The 17,484-nt window shown below is 64.9% G+C and carries 16 protein-coding genes; 13 read left to right on the top strand and 3 right to left on the bottom strand.

Features of this window, described 5'->3' with window-relative positions:
• The first annotated feature begins 94 nt into the window (after positions 1-94).
• The 11 genes from DBY63_RS14680 to DBY63_RS14630 all read left to right on the top strand — a co-directional run bounded on the left by DBY63_RS14680 (position 95) and on the right by DBY63_RS14630 (position 14,041).
• Positions 95-2,899: an LPS-assembly protein LptD gene (locus DBY63_RS14680; RefSeq protein WP_077171033.1), complete on the top strand. Its 2,805-nt coding sequence runs from the start codon at positions 95-97 to the stop codon at positions 2,897-2,899.
• The gene (locus DBY63_RS14675) at positions 2,880-4,175 is read left to right on the top strand and encodes a peptidylprolyl isomerase (protein WP_108581590.1); all 1,296 of its coding nucleotides are present in this window, start codon (positions 2,880-2,882) and stop codon (positions 4,173-4,175) included. Before DBY63_RS14680 ends, DBY63_RS14675 begins: the two co-directional genes overlap by 20 nt.
• Before the next feature lie 50 nt (positions 4,176-4,225).
• The gene (pdxA, locus tag DBY63_RS14670; protein ID WP_108581591.1) at positions 4,226-5,221 is read left to right on the top strand and encodes a 4-hydroxythreonine-4-phosphate dehydrogenase PdxA; all 996 of its coding nucleotides are present in this window, start codon (positions 4,226-4,228) and stop codon (positions 5,219-5,221) included.
• Positions 5,222-5,309: 88 nt separating this feature from the next.
• Positions 5,310-6,101, top strand: coding sequence for a 16S rRNA (adenine(1518)-N(6)/adenine(1519)-N(6))-dimethyltransferase RsmA (gene rsmA / locus DBY63_RS14665; RefSeq protein ID WP_017640354.1), 792 nt, complete (start codon positions 5,310-5,312; stop codon positions 6,099-6,101).
• A gap of 34 nt (positions 6,102-6,135) precedes the next feature.
• The gene (gene apaG, locus DBY63_RS14660) at positions 6,136-6,522 is read left to right on the top strand and encodes a Co2+/Mg2+ efflux protein ApaG (RefSeq protein WP_007159739.1); all 387 of its coding nucleotides are present in this window, start codon (positions 6,136-6,138) and stop codon (positions 6,520-6,522) included.
• Positions 6,523-6,530: 8 nt separating this feature from the next.
• A complete protein-coding gene (locus tag DBY63_RS14655) occupies positions 6,531-7,352 on the top strand; it encodes a symmetrical bis(5'-nucleosyl)-tetraphosphatase (RefSeq protein WP_058792038.1) in 822 nt (273 codons plus the stop codon).
• Positions 7,349-7,675 carry a thiosulfate sulfurtransferase GlpE gene (gene glpE, locus DBY63_RS14650; RefSeq protein WP_027597514.1) on the top strand — a complete coding sequence of 109 codons (327 nt, stop codon included), beginning with the start codon at positions 7,349-7,351 and terminating at the stop codon, positions 7,673-7,675. Before DBY63_RS14655 ends, glpE begins: the two co-directional genes overlap by 4 nt.
• Positions 7,676-8,052: 377 nt before the next feature.
• Positions 8,053-9,975, top strand: coding sequence for a PrkA family serine protein kinase (locus DBY63_RS14645; protein ID WP_007159742.1), 1,923 nt, complete (start codon positions 8,053-8,055; stop codon positions 9,973-9,975).
• 76 nt (positions 9,976-10,051) lie between these two features.
• Positions 10,052-11,323 (top strand): YeaH/YhbH family protein, encoded by a 1,272-nt coding sequence (locus DBY63_RS14640; protein WP_007159743.1) that lies wholly within the window; start codon positions 10,052-10,054, stop codon positions 11,321-11,323.
• A complete protein-coding gene (locus tag DBY63_RS14635) occupies positions 11,320-12,861 on the top strand; it encodes a SpoVR family protein (protein WP_027597513.1) in 1,542 nt (513 codons plus the stop codon). The genes DBY63_RS14640 and DBY63_RS14635 overlap by 4 nt, the downstream gene beginning before the upstream one ends.
• Before the next feature lie 52 nt (positions 12,862-12,913).
• Positions 12,914-14,041: a multifunctional CCA addition/repair protein gene (locus DBY63_RS14630; protein WP_108581592.1), complete on the top strand. Its 1,128-nt coding sequence runs from the start codon at positions 12,914-12,916 to the stop codon at positions 14,039-14,041.
• Between the two features lie 243 nt (positions 14,042-14,284).
• Here the strand turns inward: DBY63_RS14630 and folK are convergent, their stop codons facing one another.
• Positions 14,285-14,818, bottom strand: a complete 534-nt coding sequence (gene folK / locus DBY63_RS14625) for a 2-amino-4-hydroxy-6-hydroxymethyldihydropteridine diphosphokinase (RefSeq protein WP_077171039.1) — start codon at positions 14,816-14,818, stop codon at positions 14,285-14,287.
• Complete coding sequence (gene folB / locus DBY63_RS14620) at positions 14,815-15,168, bottom strand: dihydroneopterin aldolase (RefSeq protein ID WP_027600726.1); 354 nt, start codon at positions 15,166-15,168, stop codon at positions 14,815-14,817. The genes folK and folB overlap by 4 nt, the downstream gene beginning before the upstream one ends.
• 110 nt (positions 15,169-15,278) lie before the next feature.
• Here folB and plsY point away from each other — a divergent pair, with 110 nt between their 5' ends.
• Positions 15,279-15,848, top strand: coding sequence for a glycerol-3-phosphate 1-O-acyltransferase PlsY (gene plsY, locus DBY63_RS14615; protein ID WP_007159748.1), 570 nt, complete (start codon positions 15,279-15,281; stop codon positions 15,846-15,848).
• A gap of 45 nt (positions 15,849-15,893) precedes the next feature.
• Here the strand turns inward: plsY and tsaD are convergent, their stop codons facing one another.
• A complete protein-coding gene (gene tsaD, locus DBY63_RS14610; RefSeq protein WP_027600725.1) occupies positions 15,894-16,919 on the bottom strand; it encodes a tRNA (adenosine(37)-N6)-threonylcarbamoyltransferase complex transferase subunit TsaD in 1,026 nt (341 codons plus the stop codon).
• 205 nt (positions 16,920-17,124) lie between these two features.
• Here tsaD and rpsU point away from each other — a divergent pair, with 205 nt between their 5' ends.
• Positions 17,125-17,340 (top strand): 30S ribosomal protein S21, encoded by a 216-nt coding sequence (gene rpsU, locus DBY63_RS14605; protein WP_007159750.1) that lies wholly within the window; start codon positions 17,125-17,127, stop codon positions 17,338-17,340.
• Positions 17,341-17,484: the final 144 nt, after the last annotated feature.

Below are 17,484 nucleotides of genomic sequence, written 5' to 3'. Positions count from 1 at the left end.
CGATGCGCAGGTCATGTTTTATTATCCGCTATCTTTTTGAGCCCATCGAGAGGCCGCGGCCCCTTAATGGCCGGCGTGCAGGACGACTTTAAGGATGGCCGTGAAAACCCCCGCGTTTCGCAGAAAATTCCCCCTCTTGGTAACCGGCAGCCTGCTCGCCATGCAGCCCGTCACCGCCCTTATCGCCGCACCCGCCGAGCAGTTCAGCTGCAGTGCCGGCGCCGGTGGTGGCTGGTCGTGCAACACCCAGGCACCGACCGCGGCCATCCCGCCCCGTCCCAGCAAGGGCGAGACCCAGGGCGTCGCCGCCGAGCCGGCCGCCCGCAAGGGCGACGATGCCGTGCTGGTGACCGAGAGCAAGGGTCGTGCCCTCAAGTCCCGCAGCGCCGACTACAGTCACCTGGACTGGGTCCCGCGCGATCAGCTGACCCCGGCCCAGCTGGCCGAGACCGGCCCCTACTGCAGTGGCGCCTATGTCGAGCCGCAGCGCCCGGGCATGTACGACGACACCCCGACGTCCAAGGCCCCGACCTACGTCTCGGCCAAGGCCTCGCGCTACGAGCAGGAGCAGCAGGTCGCCACCCTGGCCGGCGACGTGGTACTGCGGCAGGGCGGCATGCAGGTGGAATCCCAGGAAGCCAACCTGCACCAGCTGGAGAATCGCGGCGAGCTCAAGGGCAACGTCAAATTCCGCGACAACGGCCTGCTGATGGTCGGCGACAAGGCCGATCTGCAGCTGGACAACGGCCAGGTCCAGGTCGACAACGCCGAATTCGTCATGCACCAGAGCCGCGCCCGCGGCAGCGCGCTCTATGCCAAGCGTGGCGACGACGCCATCATCCGCCTCAAGGATGGCACCTACACCACCTGCGAACCGGGCAGCAACGCCTGGCAGGTCAAGGGCAACACCGTGACCCTGAACCCGGCCACTGGCCTGGGTTATGCGACCAACGCGACGCTACGGGTCAAGGACATTCCGGTCCTCTATACGCCCTTCATCTACTTCCCGATCGACGACCGTCGGCAGTCCGGCTTCCTGGCGCCCTCAATCAGCACCTCCAGCGACACCGGCTTCGCGATCACCACGCCCTACTACTTCAACCTAGCGCCCAACTATGACGCCACCCTCTATCCGCGCTACATGGCCAAGCATGGCCTGCAGACCGAGGGTGACTTCCGCTACCTGACCCGCAGCAGCGAAGGCGAGGTCTACGGTTCCTACCTCAAGGACACCGATCCGGAGCACGAGGGCGAACCGGAAGCCACCGACAACCGCTGGCTGTACGGCTGGAAGAACCGCAGCGGCCTGGATTCGCGCCTGATGGCCGAGGTCGACTACACCCGCATCAGCGATCCCTACTACTTCCAGGACCTGGACACCGACCTCGGCATCAACAAGCCGACCTACGTCAACCAGCAGGGCCGCCTGACCTACCGTGGCGACACCTTTGTCGCCGGCCTCAACGCCCAGGCCTACCAGCTGGCCACGGTCTCCGACGTGACGCCCTACAACCGCCTGCCGCAGCTGACCCTGACCGGCGCCCTGCCCTACAACCCGGGCGGCCTGGACTTCACCTACGACACCGAGGCGGTGCGCTTCACCCGCAGCTTCGACGACAACACCTACTTCGACCTGGACGACAACGGCAATCGCACCAACGTGCGCAACCGCCCGGACGTCAATCTCTTCGGCCTGACCCGCGCCGAAGGCAATCGCTACCACGTCGAGCCGGGCATCGCCCGCCCGATGACCGCGTCCTGGGGCTTCCTGACGCCGTCGGTGCGCTATGCCTACACCCGCTACGACCTCGACCTGGACAGCACCGGCCAGAATGACTTGAATTCGCCGCTGGTCGGCGGTGGTCGTCGCGCCTCGGCCGGCTCCAGCGTGACCAGCTTCAACGACAGCCCGACCCGTTCGGTGCCGATCTTCAGTCTCGACAGCGGCCTCTACTTCGACCGCACCTCGAATCTGTTCGGCGAAGGCGGCAAGCAGACCCTGGAACCCCGCGCCAAGTACCTCTATGTACCCTATCGCGACCAGGACGATCTGCCAGTGTTCGATACCGGCGAATACACCTTCAGCTACAGCTCGCTGTGGCGCGACAACCGCTTCACCGGTCGCGACCGCATCGGCGACGCCAACCAGTTGGCCCTGGGTGCCACCAGCCGCTTCATCGAGCCCAACGGCTTCGAGCGCGCCAACGTCAGCTTCGGCCAGCTGTTCTACTTCCGCGACCGCGACGTCCAGCTGCCCGGCCTGACCAAGGACGACTTGGCATACGCACGTAGCGTAGGTCAGGACATCGACAATCCCCAGGCCACCACCTCGCGCTCGCCCTATGCCCTGGCCGGCATGTATCGCTTCAACCGCGACTGGCGCGTGAACGGCGAATTCAACTGGGATCCGACCCTGCACCAGACCGACTCCGGCAGCGTCATGTTCCACTACCAGCCGGAAGCCGAACCGGGCAAGATCCTCAACGTCGGCTATCGCTATCGTGACAACGTCCGGGTGTTCGATCCGAACCTTGGCCGCTTCACCTACAACAGCAACGACTACAAGGTCGACCAGCACGACATCTCCTTCATCTGGCCGATCGTGCCCCAGTGGTCCGCCATCGCCCGCTGGCAGTTCGACTACAACAAGAGCCGTACCCTGGAAGCCTTCGGTGGCTTCGAGTACGACAACTGCTGCTGGAAGCTGCGCCTGATCAGCCGCTACTGGCTCAAGAGCGAAGACGACGTCTTCTACACCGCCCAGAGCTCCGAAGCCGATCGCGGGATCTTCCTGCAGATCGTGCTCAAGGGACTCGGCAACGTCTTCGGCGGCAAGACCGAAGGCTTCCTGGACAGAGGCATTCAAGGCTATCGTGAACGTGAAGACCAAGCTATGTAACGCCCTGCGCCCGCTCGCCCTGGGCGCGGCGCTCGCCCTCACCCCCCTGGCTCAGGCTGCCGTGGTACCGCTGGACAAGGTCGTGGCCATCGTCGACAACGACGTGGTCATGCAGAGCCAGCTCGATCAGCGACTCAACGAGGTCAAGCAGAACATCACCCGCCGCGGCGCCGCGGCGCCGCCGGAAAGCGAATTGCGCCAGCAGGTGCTCGAGCGGCTGATCCTGGAAGACATCCAGATGCAGCTGGCCGGCCGCATGGGCGTGAAGATCTCCGACGAGGAACTCAATCAGGCCGTCGCCACCATCGCCCAGCGCAATGGCCTGAGCGTGGCCGAATTCCGCCAGGCCCTGGCCCGCGACGGTCTTTCCTACGATGCCGCGCGCGAGCAGGTCCGTCGCGAGATGATGATCAGCCGGGTGCGCCAGCGCCAGGTCGGTCAGCGCGTGCAGGTCACCCAGCAGGAGGTGCAGAACTTCCTCGCCTCGGACCTGGGCAAGCTGCAGCTGTCCGAAGAATACCGGCTGGCCAACATCCTGATCCCGGTGGCCGACAACGCCGGCAATGCCGGTCTCGACGCCGCCGCGCGCCAAGCCCAGGACACCTACAACCAGCTGCGCCAGGGCGCCGACTTCAACCAGCTGGCCATCGCCCGCTCGGCCGGGGACAACGCCCTCGACGGTGGCGAGATCGGCTGGCGCAAGGCTGCCCAGCTGCCCCCGCCCTTCGACCGCCTGATCGGCAGTGTCGGCGTCGGCGGCATCACCCAGCCCTTACGCGTACCCGGCGGCTTCGTGATCCTCAAGGTGGAAGAGAAGCGCGGAGGCGAGGCCAGCATCGTCGACGAGGTGCACGTGCGCCACATCCTGCTCAAGCCCAATGCCGTGCGCAGCGATGCCGAGACCCAGCGTCTGGCCGCGCGCCTGCGCGAGCGCATCCAGAATGGCGAGAGCTTCGCCACCCTGGCCAAGAGCTTCTCGGAAGATCCGGGCTCGGCGCTCAATGGCGGCGACCTGGGCTGGATCAATCCGGAATCCCTGGTCCCGGAATTCCGCGAGGTCATGAACAACTCGCCGGTCAACCAGCTGTCGCAGCCGTTCCGCACCGCCTTCGGCTGGCACATCCTGGAAGTCCTGGGCCGTCGGGCCACCGACAACACCCAGCAGGCCCGCGAGCAGCAGGCGTTGAATCTCCTGCGTAGCCGCAAGTACGACCAGGAGCTGCAGACCTGGTTGCGGCAGATCCGCGACGAAGCCTACGTCGAGATCAAGCAGTAACCCCGAGGCCGCAGGCACCCCCTGCGGCCTTCTTGTTTCCGGAGCCCGCCATGGCCCTGCGCTTCGCCCTGACCCCCGGTGAGCCCGCCGGTATCGGTCCCGACCTTTGTCTGCTGCTGGCCCGCGTGGCCCAGCCCCACGCCCTGATCGCCATCGCCAGCCGCGACCTCCTGGCCGCCCGCGCGCTCGAACTGGGACTCGCCATCGAGCTCATCAAGGTCGCCCCTGCGGCCTGGCCCGACCGCCCGGCACCCGCCGGTGCCCTCTATGTCTGGGATACCCCGCTGGGTGCGCCGGTGGTGACCGGCCAGCTCGACACCGCCAACGCCGCCTATGTCCTGGACACCCTGACGCACGCCGGCCAGGGCTGCCTCGACGGCACCTTCGCCGGCATGATCACCGCGCCCGTGCACAAGGGCGTGATCAACGACGGGGGCGTGGCCTTTTCCGGCCATACCGAATTCCTCGCCGAACTGACCCACACTCCGCAGGTGGTGATGCTGCTGGCGACCGCCGGCCTGAGAGTGGCCCTGGTCACCACCCACCTGCCGCTGCGCGAAGTGGCCGATGCCATCGACCACCAGACGCTGCTGGACGTGACCCGCATCCTGCATGGCGATCTGCAGCGCTATTTCGGCGTGGCCCGGCCGCGCATCCTGGTCTGCGGTCTCAATCCCCATGCCGGCGAGGGCGGTCATCTGGGCCGGGAAGAGATCGAGATCATCGAGCCGGCGCTGGACAGCCTGCGCGCCGAAGGCCTTGATCTCGTCGGACCGCTGCCCGCCGACACCCTCTTCACCCCCAAGCACCTCGAGCACTGCGATGCCGTCCTGGCCATGTACCACGACCAGGGCCTGCCGGTGCTCAAGCACAAGGGTTTCGGCGCGGCGGTCAACGTGACCCTGGGCCTGCCGATCATCCGCACCTCGGTCGACCATGGCACCGCCCTCGATCTGGCCGGCAGCGGACGCATCGACACCGGCAGTCTGAAGGTGGCCCTGGAGACCGCCTACAGCATGGCGGCCCATCGCCGTTCGGTGACCTGAGCGCTCCGGTGACGGCCAAGGGTCTGCTAAACTGGTGGGTCTTTGCCGTCTTGAAATCGCAGGCCCGCTGCCTGCGCCGGAGCACCTGATGACCGAGCTCTACCAACACCGCGCCCGCAAGAGGTTCGGCCAGAATTTCCTGCACGACGCCGGGGTGATCCATCGCATCCTGCGCGCCATCCACGGGCGACCCGGCGAGCGCCTGCTGGAAATCGGTCCGGGCCAGGGCGCCCTGACCGAGGGCCTGCTCGGCAGCGGTGCCCGGCTCGACGTCATCGAGCTGGATCAGGACCTGATTCCCCTGCTCCGACTCAAGTTCGGCCTCAATCCGCTGTTCACCCTGCACCAGGGTGACGCCATGAAATACGACCTCTCCAGCATCGCCGCCGGCGATCGACTGCGGGTGGTGGGCAATCTGCCCTACAACATCTCCACGCCGCTGATCTTCCACCTGCTCAGCTTCGCCGACATCATCGCCGACATGCACTTCATGCTGCAGAAGGAAGTGGTGGAACGCCTGGCCGCGGTGCCCGGCAATGGCGACTGGGGACGGCTGTCGATCATGGTGCAGTACCACTGCCGCGTGGAGCACCTGTTCAACGTCGGTCCAGGCGCCTTCAATCCGCCGCCCAAGGTGGATTCGGCGATCGTGCGCCTGGTGCCCCACACCGAGCGGCCCCATGTGGCCCGCGATCCGGTGCTGCTCGAGCGCGTCGTCCGCGAGGCCTTCGGCCAGCGCCGCAAGACCCTCAGGAACACCCTCAAGGGTACCCTGGACAGCGCCGCCATCGAGGCCGCCGACGTCGATCCGGGGCTGCGCCCCGAGCAGCTGGACCTGGCCGCCTATGTGCGCCTGGCCAACCAGCTGGCGTCCAGCTGAAGCCTTTCCACCCGCCTCCGCAGAGAATTCTTCCGTGACCGAGCCCGATCCGCGCTATCTCATCACCGTGCAGGTCACCACCCGCTACCTGCCCGAGCAATCCAGTGCCAGCCAGGAGCGCTACGCCTTCGCCTACGACGTGAGCATCCGCAACGACGGCCAGCTCCCGGCGCAGCTGCTCAGCCGCCACTGGATCATCACCGATGGCAATGGCGAGGCGCAGGAAGTGCGCGGACCGGGCGTGGTGGGCGAACAGCCGCTGATCGCCCCGGGCGAAACCCACAGCTACTCCAGCGGCACCCTGATGCCGACCCAGGTCGGCAGCATGAGGGGCAGCTACCAGATGGTCGCCAGCGATGGCCATCTCTTCGAAGCCGCCATCCCCACCTTCCGCCTGGCCGTACCCGGCTCGCTGCACTAGGAGTCCCGATGACGCTGTACGCCGTTGGCGATCTGCAAGGTTGCCTCGACCCGCTCAAATGCCTCCTCGACGAGGTCCGCTTCGATCCTGCGCAGGACCGCCTCTGGCTGGTAGGGGATCTGGTCAACCGCGGACCTCAGTCCCTGGAAACCCTGAGATACCTGTACGCGATGCGCGATTCGCTGGTCAGCGTCCTGGGCAACCACGACCTGCACCTGCTGGCCGTGGCCCTGGGCGGCGCCCGGCTGAAGAAACAGGACACCCTGAGCGACATCCTCGCCGCCCCCGATCGCGACGAATTGCTGCTTTGGCTGCGCCACCTGCCGCTGATCCAGCACGATGCCGGGCGCAATTGCGTGCTGGTCCATGCCGGCCTGCCACCGCAATGGACCCTGGACCAGGCCATGAGCCTGGCCGGCGAAGTCGAAGCCGTGCTGCGCGATGACCAGGCCCACGTGCCCTTTCTCGAGCAGATGTATGGCAACGAGCCGGCGCTCTGGCAAGATGATCTCCAAGGCCAGGAACGCCTGCGCCTGATCACCAACTACCTGACGCGCATGAGATTCTGCAGCCCCGAAGGTCGTCTGGAATTCAAGAGCAAGGAAGGCCTGGACAGCGCACCGGCCGGCTTCGCCCCCTGGTTCAGCCATGAGCACCGGCTGACCCGCGACGTGCGCATCCTGTTCGGCCACTGGGCCGCGCTCAAGGGTCGCTGCGCAGCACCCAATGTCGAGGCCCTAGACAGCGGCTGCGTCTGGGGCGGCGACATGACCCTGCTCGACGTCGACGGCAACCGCCGTCATCTCTGCAGTTGCAAGGAGAAGAAATGAGCGAATTCACCTGTATCTCCCCCGAGCGGGCCCTGGAGCTGCGCAGCCAGGGCGCCCAGATCGTCGACATCCGCGATCCGCACAGCTACGCCTCCCTGCACGTCGCCGGGGCGCAGCGGCTCGACAACCAGAACATCCACGACTTCATCGCCGCCGCCGATCTGGACGCGCCGCTGCTGGTGTTCTGCTACCACGGTCACTCCAGCCAGAGTGCGGCCGCCTTCCTGGCCGGCCAGGGCTTCAGCCAGGTCTACAGCGTCGACGGCGGCTTCGAAAACTGGCGCACCCGCTATCCCGACGAGACCGCCAGCGGCCAGGCCTGAGCGGGCATCTAGCACAGCCGATTGACGCTGTCGTTACAAGAATAAACCGAATTGGCTCTTCCACATCTCGCAGATAGGACTATTCTGGAATCAGGCCCTCCGGAAACGGCGGGCTCGATAACCGGCTTTGGACCATCGGTGTAACCACTGGAGATTCGGGGGAATTCCAGGGGGACCGTTTCCATCGGTCTCCTTCGTGCGTCTCTCGAAACCCAACCCTATTCTGCAGGCGTGTAAGGATCGATTAGGCAAGACGACCGCGAAGGTATTAGAGACGTTATCTTTCGTCGCCCGGCATGACCGCTCCCCACCGGCAGCAAGGCAAGGCTCCAGGCATCGATTCCAAGCTGGTCCAGGGTATCCAGCGAGGAGACGTCATGAGCATTTTCAGTCACTTCCAGGGGCGTTTTGAAGCGACTCGCCAGGAAGAGTATTCCCTTCAGGAATACCTTGAGATCTGCAAGAAGGATCGTACCGCCTTTGCCAGTGCCGCCGAGCGCATGCTCATGGCCATCGGCGAACCCGAACTGGTGGACACCACCAGTGATTCACGCCTGTCGCGCATCTTTTCCAACAAGGTCATCCGCCGCTACCCGGCCTTTGCCGACTTCCATGGCATGGAAGACTGCATCGAGCAGATCGTGTCCTACTTCCGCCATGCGGCGCAGGGGTTGGAGGAGAAGAAGCAGATCCTCTATCTGCTCGGCCCGGTGGGCGGCGGCAAGTCGTCCCTCGCGGAGAAACTCAAGCACCTGATCGAGAAGATCCCCTTCTACGCCATCAAGGGCTCGCCGGTATTCGAATCGCCTCTCGGGCTGTTCAATCCCGACGAAGACGGCCAGATCCTCGAAGAGGACTACGGCATCCCCCGCCACTACCTGCGCAGCATCATGTCGCCCTGGGCGGCCAAGCGTCTGCAGGAATTCGGCGGCGACATCAGCAAGTTCCGGGTGGTCAAGCTCTACCCCTCCATCCTCAACCAGATCGCCATCGCCAAGACCGAACCGGGCGACGAGAACAACCAGGACATCTCCGCCCTGGTGGGCAAGGTGGACATCCGCAAGCTGGAGGAATACCCGCAGAACGATGCGGACGCCTACAGCTATTCCGGCGCCCTGTGCCGTGCCAACCAGGGCCTGATGGAATTCGTGGAGATGTTCAAGGCCCCGATCAAGGTCCTGCACCCTTTGCTGACCGCAACCCAGGAAGGCAACTACAACAGCACCGAAGGCCTCGGCGCCCTGCCCTACAGCGGCATCATCCTGGCCCACTCCAACGAATCCGAGTGGCACACCTTCCGCAACAACAAGAACAACGAGGCCTTCATCGACCGGATCTACATCGTCAAGGTGCCCTATTGCCTGCGCGTCTCCGACGAGATCCACATCTACGACAAGCTCCTGGTCAACAGCTCCCTGGCCAGCGCCCATTGCGCGCCGGATACCCTGAAGATGCTGGCCCAGTTCTCGGTGCTCTCGCGCCTCAAGGAACCGGAAAACTCCAACATCTATTCGAAGATGCGCGTCTATGACGGCGAGAATCTCAAGGACACCGATCCCAAGGCCAAGTCGATCCAGGAATACCGCGACAGCGCCGGCGTCGACGAGGGCATGAACGGCCTCTCGACCCGCTTCGCCTTCAAAATCCTCTCGCGGGTGTTCAACTTCGACGCCAACGAGATCGCGGCCAACCCGGTGCACCTGCTCTATGTGCTGGAGCAGCAGATCGAAGCCGAGCAGTTCCCGGCCGAGACCCGCGAGCGCTACATGAGATTCATCAAGGAATACCTGGCGCCGCGCTACGTGGAATTCATCGGCAAGGAGATCCAGACCGCCTACCTCGAGTCCTACAGCGAATACGGCCAGAACATCTTCGACCGCTATGTGCTCTATGCCGACTTCTGGATCCAGGATCAGGAATACCGCGATCCGGAAACCGGCGAGATCCTCAATCGCGCCTCCCTCAACGAGGAACTGGAAAAGATCGAGAAACCGGCTGGCATCAGCAATCCGAAGGATTTCCGCAACGAGATCGTCAACTTCGTGTTGCGCGCCCGTGCCAACAATAACGGCAAGAATCCGAGCTGGCTGTCCTACGAGAAGCTGCGTGCGGTGATCGAGAAGAAGATGTTCTCCAACACCGAGGAGTTGCTGCCGGTCATCAGCTTCAATGCCAAGGCCAGCAAGGAAGACCAGCAGAAGCACAGCGACTTCGTGACCCGCATGGTCCAGCGCGGGTACACCGAGAAGCAGGTGCGACTGCTGTCCGAGTGGTATTCACGGGTACGCAAGTCGCAGTAAGGCAGCCTGAGGCTGAACCCGCGACGACGCGCCTGCCGCGTCGTCGTGGCGTCCTGCAATAGCCCGGAGGGCCTGTATGAGTTATGTCATCGACCGGCGTCTAAACGGCAAGAACAAGAGCACGGTGAACCGCACGCGTTTTCTGCGGCGTTATCGTGAGCACATCAAGAAGGCGGTCGAGGAAGCCGTGAGTCGGCGCTCCATCACCGACATGGAGCACGGCGAGCAGATCAGCATTCCTGCCCGCGACATCGACGAACCCGCGCTGTACCAGGGCAAGGGCGGACGCCAGACCATCGTCCACCCGGGCAACAAGGAATTCGTCAGCGGCGAGCGCATCCCGCGGCCCCAAGGCGGCGGCGGTGGTCAGGGCCAGGGCAAGGCCAGCAACAGCGGCGAAGGCATGGACGAATTCGCCTTCCAGATCACCCAGGACGAATTCCTCGACTTCATGTTCGAGGATCTGGAGCTGCCCAACCTGGTCAAGAAGCAGCTGACCGGCACCGATACCTTCAAGACGGTACGCGCCGGCATCAGCAACGAGGGCAACCCTGCCCGGATCAACATCATCCGCACCCTGCGTGCCTCCCATGCCCGGCGCATCGCCCTCTCCGGCGGCAGCCGCAACAAGCTGCGCGAAGCCAAGGCCGAACTGGCACGGCTGCGGGTGGAAGAGCCCGACAACCTGGGTGACATCCAGGCGCTGGAGGCCGAGATCGAGCGGTTGCGCGCACGTATCGACAAGGTGCCCTTCCTCGACACCTTCGACCTCAAGTACAACCTGCTCTCCAAGCAGCCCAGCCCCAGCTCCAAGGCGGTGATGTTCTGCCTGATGGACGTCTCCGGCTCCATGACCCAGGCGACCAAGGACATCGCCAAGCGCTTCTACATCCTGCTCTACCTCTTTCTCAAGAGAAACTACGAGCGCATCGAGGTGGTGTTCATCCGCCACCACACCAGCGCCAAGGAAGTGGACGAGGAAGAGTTCTTCTACTCCCGCGAAACCGGCGGCACCATCGTCTCCAGCGCCCTCAAGCTGATGCAGGAGGTCATGGCCGCGCGCTATCCGGTCAACGAATGGAATCTCTATGCCGCCCAGGCTTCCGACGGCGACAACTGGAACGACGACTCGCCCATCTGCCGGGAGATCCTGACCAAGCAGATCCTGCCGTTCATGCAGTACTACACCTATGTGGAAATCACCCCGCGCGAGCACCAGGCGCTGTGGTACGAATACGAGAACGTCCGGGGCAGCTTCCCGGATTCCTTCTCGCAGCAGCAGATCGTCTCGGCGGGGGATATCTATCCCGTGTTCCGCGAACTGTTCCAGCGGAGACTCGTGTCATGAAACGTGAGCCCATTTCCACTGGCTCGGAATGGACCTTCGAGCTGATCCAGACCTATGACCGGGAGATCGCCCGGATCGCCAAGCGCTATGCGCTGGACACCTATCCCAACCAGATCGAGGTGATCACCGCCGAGCAGATGATGGACGCCTACGCTTCCGTCGGCATGCCCATCGGCTACAACCACTGGTCCTATGGCAAGCACTTCCTCCATACCGAGAAGCACTACAGCCGCGGCCAGATGGGGCTGGCCTACGAGATCGTGATCAACTCCGATCCCTGCATCGCCTACCTCATGGAAGAGAACACCATGACCATGCAGGCGCTGGTGATCGCCCATGCATGCTATGGCCACAACAGTTTCTTCAAGGGCAACTACCTGTTCCGCACCTGGACCGATGCCAGCTCCATCATCGACTACCTGGTGTTCGCCAAGCAGTACATCACCCAGTGCGAGGAACGCCATGGCATCGATGCCGTGGAAGAACTGCTGGATTCCTGCCATGCGCTGATGAACTACGGGGTGGACCGCTACAAGCGGCCCTATCCCATTTCCGCCGCCGAGGAACGCCAGCGGCAGAAGGAGCGCGAAGAGCAGCTGCAGCGCCAGGTCAACGACCTCTGGCGGACCATTCCCAAGATGGCCGGCAAGGAAGCCCACGACGAAGGGGCGCGCTTCCCCAGCGAACCTCAGGAAAACATCCTCTATTTCGTGGAAAAGCACGCGCCGCTGCTGGAGCCCTGGCAGCGCGAGGTGATCCGCATCGTGCGCAAGATCGCCCAGTACTTCTATCCCCAGCGCCAGACCCAGGTGATGAACGAGGGCTGGGCCACCTTCTGGCACTACACCCTGCTCAACGATCTCTACGACGAGGGCCTGGTCACCGAAGGCTTCATGTTCGAATTCCTGCAATCCCACGCCGGGGTGATCTACCAGCCGGGCTTCGACAGCCCCTATTACAGCGGTATCAACCCCTACACCCTGGGCTTCGCCATGTTCCGCGACATCCGCCGCATCTGCGAGGACCCCACGGACGAAGACCGCCGCTGGTTCCCCGAGATCGCCGGCAGCGACTGGCTGGCCACCGTCACCTTTGCCATGAAGAGCTTCAAGGACGAGAGCTTCATCCTGCAATACCTCTCGCCCAAGGTGATCCGCGACCTCAAGCTGTTCAGCATCCTCGATGACGACCAGCGCGACGAACTGGAAGTGGCGGCCATCCACGACGACGGCGGTTATCGGCTGATCCGCGAGCAACTCGCCGCCCAGTACAACCTGGGCAATCGCGAGCCCAATGTGCAGATCTGGAATGTCGATCGGCGTGGCGATCGTTCGCTCACCCTTCGCCACTTCCAGCATGACCGCAAGCCGCTGGGCAACTCCACGGACGAGGTGCTCAAGCACCTGCACCGACTCTGGGGTTTCGATATCCGCCTGGAAAGCATGAGGGGCGACGACGTGGCCCAGAGCTTCCAGGTTCCACCCCGCCACGAGAGCCGCGATCACGACCGGCGTCTGGATCTGGCTTCGCCGATCTGAGCCGAGCCGGTCTTTCGGGCTATCCTAGACCTCCGCAAGGAGGTCTCTTTCTATGCAAATCTACAAGGTGGGCGGTGCCGTACGGGATCGCCTGCTCGGTCGCCCGGTAACGGAGGTCGACTGGGTCGTGGTGGGTGCCACCGCCGAAGCCCTCGCTGCCCAGGGCTATCGCCCGGTGGGCGCCGACTTCCCGGTTTTTCTGCATCCCCAGACCGGCGAGGAATACGCCCTGGCCCGCACCGAACGCAAGAGCGGGCGTGGCTATGGCGGCTTCACCTTTCATGCCGCGCCCGATGTCACCCTGGAGCAGGATCTGATCCGCCGCGATCTCACCGTCAACGCCATGGCCGAAGACGACGATGGCCAGGTCATAGATCCCTACGGTGGACGCGCGGATCTCCAGGCGCGCCTGTTGCGCCACGTCTCTCCCGCCTTCGCCGAAGATCCGCTGCGCGTGTTGCGGGTCGCCCGCTTCGCCGCCCGCTATTGCAGCCTGGGTTTCCAGGTGGCGCCCGAGACGCTGCTGCTGATGCAGGACATGGTCGCCAGTGGCGAGCTGGATGCCCTGACCGCCGAACGGCTGTGGAAGGAAATCTCCCGCGCCCTGCTCGAAGAGCGACCCGATGTCTTCATTCGGGTGCTGCACGACTGCGGCGCCCTGGCCGCGCTGCTGCCGGAGGTGACTGCCGGCTTCGCCGGCGAGCAGCCCGAGCCGGGTGCCCGGGTCTATGCCATCCTGCGCCAGAGCGCCGAGGTCCAGGCCTCGCTGAACGTGCGCTGGGCCTGCCTGCTGCTGGACGTACCGGAAGAGCAGCACGCCGCCCTCAACGCCCGCCTCAAGGTGCCACGCGATCCCGCCGAGCTGGCCTTGCTGCTGGCGCGCCACTGGCCCACGGCGCTGCAGGCCCGACAGCTGACCCCGGAGGCCTGGTTCGAGCTGCTGCAGGGCTTCGACGTGCTGCGCCGCCCGGCGCGCTTCGAGGAGTTCCTCCAGGCCTGCGCCTGTGCCGCAGCGGTCAGGCCCGCCGAGGGCGAGCCACCGCTGGCGCTGCTGCGTCAGGCGGCCGAGGTAGTGCGCGGGGTCGCGGTCCAGCCGCTGGTCGCCCAGGGCTTCAAGGGTGCCGCCCTGGGCGAGGCCCTCAAGCAGGCCCGCATCGAGGCCCTGGCGCAGCTTTCGTAGGTTGGCGCTGAGCACAGCGCAGCTCTTCCCCAGCGACCCTCACCCCAACCCTCTCCCTGAGGGAGAGGGGGTTGTCCGAGCGAAGCGAAGCCTGTGCTAGAGCCGTAGCGTGGAAAACGGCGCAGCCTTTTCCACTGGGGAGCCTTCGCCAGGCGTGCCCTCACCCCAGCCCTCTCCCAAAGGGAGAGGGGGAAGAGCTCCCGTAGGTTGGGTTGAGCACAGCGAAGCCCAACGACCGCCGCGTTACACCCGATCGGCGCCCAGCAACGCGTCTGGCGTCAGTTCCATACCCTTCCAGCTGAAAGCTACCGGTCGCAGCACCTGGGTGGTCTGGCCACGCATCTCCTGCCACAGCTCGTCAAAGCGCCGACCGTTGTCCGGATGCCGTCGTTCGCCGGCCAGCAGGGCCAGTGGCCAGAGCACGAAGGCGTTGCGCAGGATCTCGGCGCGCGGCAGGGTCAGGCCGGCGAACTCGCCGGTCAGGTCGCCGTGCAGCAGGATGTCGATGTCCAGTGGCAGACCCTGGCGATCCGGTGCATAGCGCCCGCTGCGGGTTTCGATGGCCTTGAGTCTCTGACTCAAGGTGGCGGGATCGAGGTCGGTGTCGCCGGCTACGACGAGATTGAAGAAGGGCGCACTGCGGATGCCTACTGCCTCACTTTCGAACACTGGCGAGCAGTGCAGATCGGTCAGCAGCTCGGCGAGTTCGTCCAGGGCCATGCCCAGGTGCTGCTCGCGCTGGATGTTGCTGCCCAGCCCCAGATAGACCCGGGTCACGCCTGCCCCCGCTCGATCTCCACGCCCACGCCACGAGCGGTCGGCACCGCGCCGGGCTTGGTGATGCGCAGGCGCAGCCAGGGCAGCTTGAATTCCGCCTGCAGCAGGGCGGCCAGGCGCTCGGCAAAGGTCTCGACCAATTCGAAGGTGGTCTCGTGGGCGAAGGCGGTGATGCGCTCGGCCACTGCCGCGTAGTTCAGGGTGTGCTCGAGTTCGTCGTTCGCCGCCGCCGCGCGGATGTCCCAGCCCATGGTGAGATCGATGCGCAGGCACTGGCGGATGTCACGCTCCCAGTCGTACACCCCTATCACGGTGTCGACCTCGAGTCCCTCGATGAAAACCTTGTCCACTGCCTTTGCCTCGCACCTTTGTCGTGCTCTGTGTGATCGTCACCGCCGGCCTATCGTCGGGCGGCGGGCTGTCGGTAGAATCGAGCCTTCTCCTGGCGCGGAACCCTACCATGTTCTGGCTGCTGCTCCTGCTAGCCTATCTGCTGGGCTCGCTGTCCTTCGCCGTGCTGCTCAGTCGCCTGTTCGGCACCCGCGACCCGCGTCACGACGGCTCCGGCAATCCCGGCGCCAGCAACATGCTGCGCCTGGCCGGACGCAAGCTGGCCCTGCTGACCCTCGCCGGCGACCTGAGCAAGAGCCTGATCCCCGTGCTGATCGCCCAGCAACTGGGGCTTGCGCCCCTGCAGCAGGCCTGGATCGGGCTGGCCGCCGTGGTCGGCCATCTCTATCCGCTGTACTTCCATTTCCGCGGTGGCAAGGGCGTCGCCACGGCGGCCGGGCTGCTGCTCGGCCTCTACCCGCCGGCGGCGCTACTGGGGCTGGTGCTCTGGGCCGCGGTATTCGCCAGCCTGAGGATCGCTTCCCTCGCGTCCCTGGTCGCGGTGCTCGGCATCCTGCCGCTGTTCGCCTGGCAACGTCCGGACCTGCTGGCGCCGATGCTGCTGCTCGCCCTGCTCATCCTGATCCGCCACCGCCACAACCTGCGCGCCCTGCGCCAGGGGACCGAGCGTCATTTTTGACCCTGGCGCCGTCCGGGGATTGCCCGCTGGCGCCCTCCGCCCGTCTCAGAGCGCCGCCAGCTGCTCCATAGGCCAGCGCGCCTTGACGGCGATTGCCGGGCCTTCCTGCTGGCCGGCCAGCAGCCGCTGGCAACCGGCATAGGCGATCATGGCGCCGTTGTCGGTGCAGAAGCGCGGCCGCGCATAGAAGACCTGGCCGCCCAGTTCGCCGAGCATCTGCTCCAGGTTCTCGCGCAGCGCGCGGTTGGCGCTGACGCCACCGGCGATCACCAGCGACTTGAGCCCGGTCTGCTTCAGCGCGCGCTTGCACTTGATCGCCAGGGTCTCGACCACCGCCGTCTGGAAGGCCAGGGCGATGTCGCAGCGGGTCTGCTCGCTGTCGTCACCGACCGCCCGGCAGCGCTGCCAGGTGGTGAGGGTAAAGGTCTTGAGGCCGCTGAAGCTGAATTCCAGGCCGGGCCGATCGGTCATGGGGCGCGGAAAGACGAAGCGCCCCGCCACGCCGCGCTCCGCCAGGCGGGCGATCTCCGGTCCACCGGGATAGCTCAGGCCTAGTAGCTTGGCGGTCTTGTCGAAGGCTTCGCCGGCGGCATCGTCCAGGGACTCGCCCAGCACGCTGTAGCGGCCGATGCCATCGACCTGCACCAGCTGGGTGTGGCCACCGGAGACCAGCAGGGCGACGAAGGGAAATTGCGGGGGCTGCTCTTCGAGCATGGGCGCCAGCAGATGACCTTCCATATGGTGGACGCCCAGGGCGGGCACGCCCCAGGCCAGCGCCAGCGCCTGGGCACAGGCCGCGCCCACCAGCAGGGCGCCGACCAGGCCGGGGCCGGCAGTGTAGGCGATGGCATCCACGTCTTCAGGACGGCTGCCCGCCGCGTCCAGCACTTCGCGGATCAGCGGCAGCATGCGCTTGACGTGATCGCGCGAGGCCAGCTCCGGTACCACGCCACCGTAGACGCGGTGCAGATCGATCTGGCTGAACAGCGCATCGGCCAGCAGGCCGCGCTCGCTGTCGTAGAGGGCGACGCCGGTTTCATCGCAGGACGTTTCCAGTCCCAGAACACGCATGGAGATAAGCCTTCGAGGGTATAGAATGTCAGGCTGCGCATGATAAGCGCCGCTTCCAGCACCGGCCAGCGCTTTTCGTCCGCCGGGGCTTGGCAGCGGGGCAGTTGAAGCGTTACTATCCGCAACCCTTAAAAACCGACGCTTCCCGTGCCCTTTTGCCGCTAGCGTTGGATTAAACCTCGGTAAATTTGAAGGTACGACCTGGATGCCCAACGTCAAAGTCAAAGAAAACGAACCCTTCGACGTAGCGCTGCGTCGTTTCAAGCGTTCCTGCGAGAAGGCCGGTGTACTGGCCGAAGTGCGTAGCCGCGAGTTCTACGAAAAGCCCACCGCCGAGCGCAAGCGTAAAGCTGCTGCCGCGGTCAAGCGCCACGCCAAGAAAGTACAGCGCGAGCAGCGCCGTCGCGAGCGTCTGTACTGAGTTACAGCGCTCCTCTGGCGTCATCAAACAACCCGACCTCTGGTCGGGTTGTCTGTTTCTGGCCTTCCCGCTTCGCCCTGGCGCACTCGGGCGCTAGACTGCCCTCCTCGCTTCATCCTCCGCTCTTCGCCCCTCTATCCAGAC

It is taken from the genome of Pseudomonas sp. RIT411, assembly GCF_003057735.2.
Taxonomy (GTDB): Bacteria; Pseudomonadota; Gammaproteobacteria; order Pseudomonadales; family Pseudomonadaceae; genus Chryseomonas; species Chryseomonas oryzihabitans.
Note: the sequence above shows the minus strand (reverse complement) of the source record. Positions and strands in the feature narration are given on the sequence as shown.

Excerpts from the sequence above, each read along its gene's own strand:
- DBY63_RS14680 (WP_077171033.1), top strand. The coding sequence starts at position 95 with ATGGCCGTGAAAACCCCCGCGTTTCGCAGAAAATTCCCCCTCTTGGTA.
- pdxA (WP_108581591.1), top strand. The coding sequence starts at position 4,226 with ATGGCCCTGCGCTTCGCCCTGACCCCCGGTGAGCCCGCCGGTATCGGT.
- rsmA (WP_017640354.1), top strand. The coding sequence starts at position 5,310 with ATGACCGAGCTCTACCAACACCGCGCCCGCAAGAGGTTCGGCCAGAAT.
- DBY63_RS14655 (WP_058792038.1), top strand. The coding sequence starts at position 6,531 with ATGACGCTGTACGCCGTTGGCGATCTGCAAGGTTGCCTCGACCCGCTC.
- glpE (WP_027597514.1), top strand. The coding sequence starts at position 7,349 with ATGAGCGAATTCACCTGTATCTCCCCCGAGCGGGCCCTGGAGCTGCGC.
- DBY63_RS14645 (WP_007159742.1), top strand. The coding sequence starts at position 8,053 with ATGAGCATTTTCAGTCACTTCCAGGGGCGTTTTGAAGCGACTCGCCAG.
- DBY63_RS14640 (WP_007159743.1), top strand. The coding sequence starts at position 10,052 with ATGAGTTATGTCATCGACCGGCGTCTAAACGGCAAGAACAAGAGCACG.
- DBY63_RS14635 (WP_027597513.1), top strand. The coding sequence starts at position 11,320 with ATGAAACGTGAGCCCATTTCCACTGGCTCGGAATGGACCTTCGAGCTG.
- DBY63_RS14630 (WP_108581592.1), top strand. The coding sequence starts at position 12,914 with ATGCAAATCTACAAGGTGGGCGGTGCCGTACGGGATCGCCTGCTCGGT.
- plsY (WP_007159748.1), top strand. The coding sequence starts at position 15,279 with ATGTTCTGGCTGCTGCTCCTGCTAGCCTATCTGCTGGGCTCGCTGTCC.
- tsaD (WP_027600725.1), bottom strand. The coding sequence starts at position 16,919 with ATGCGTGTTCTGGGACTGGAAACGTCCTGCGATGAAACCGGCGTCGCC.
- rpsU (WP_007159750.1), top strand. The coding sequence starts at position 17,125 with ATGCCCAACGTCAAAGTCAAAGAAAACGAACCCTTCGACGTAGCGCTG.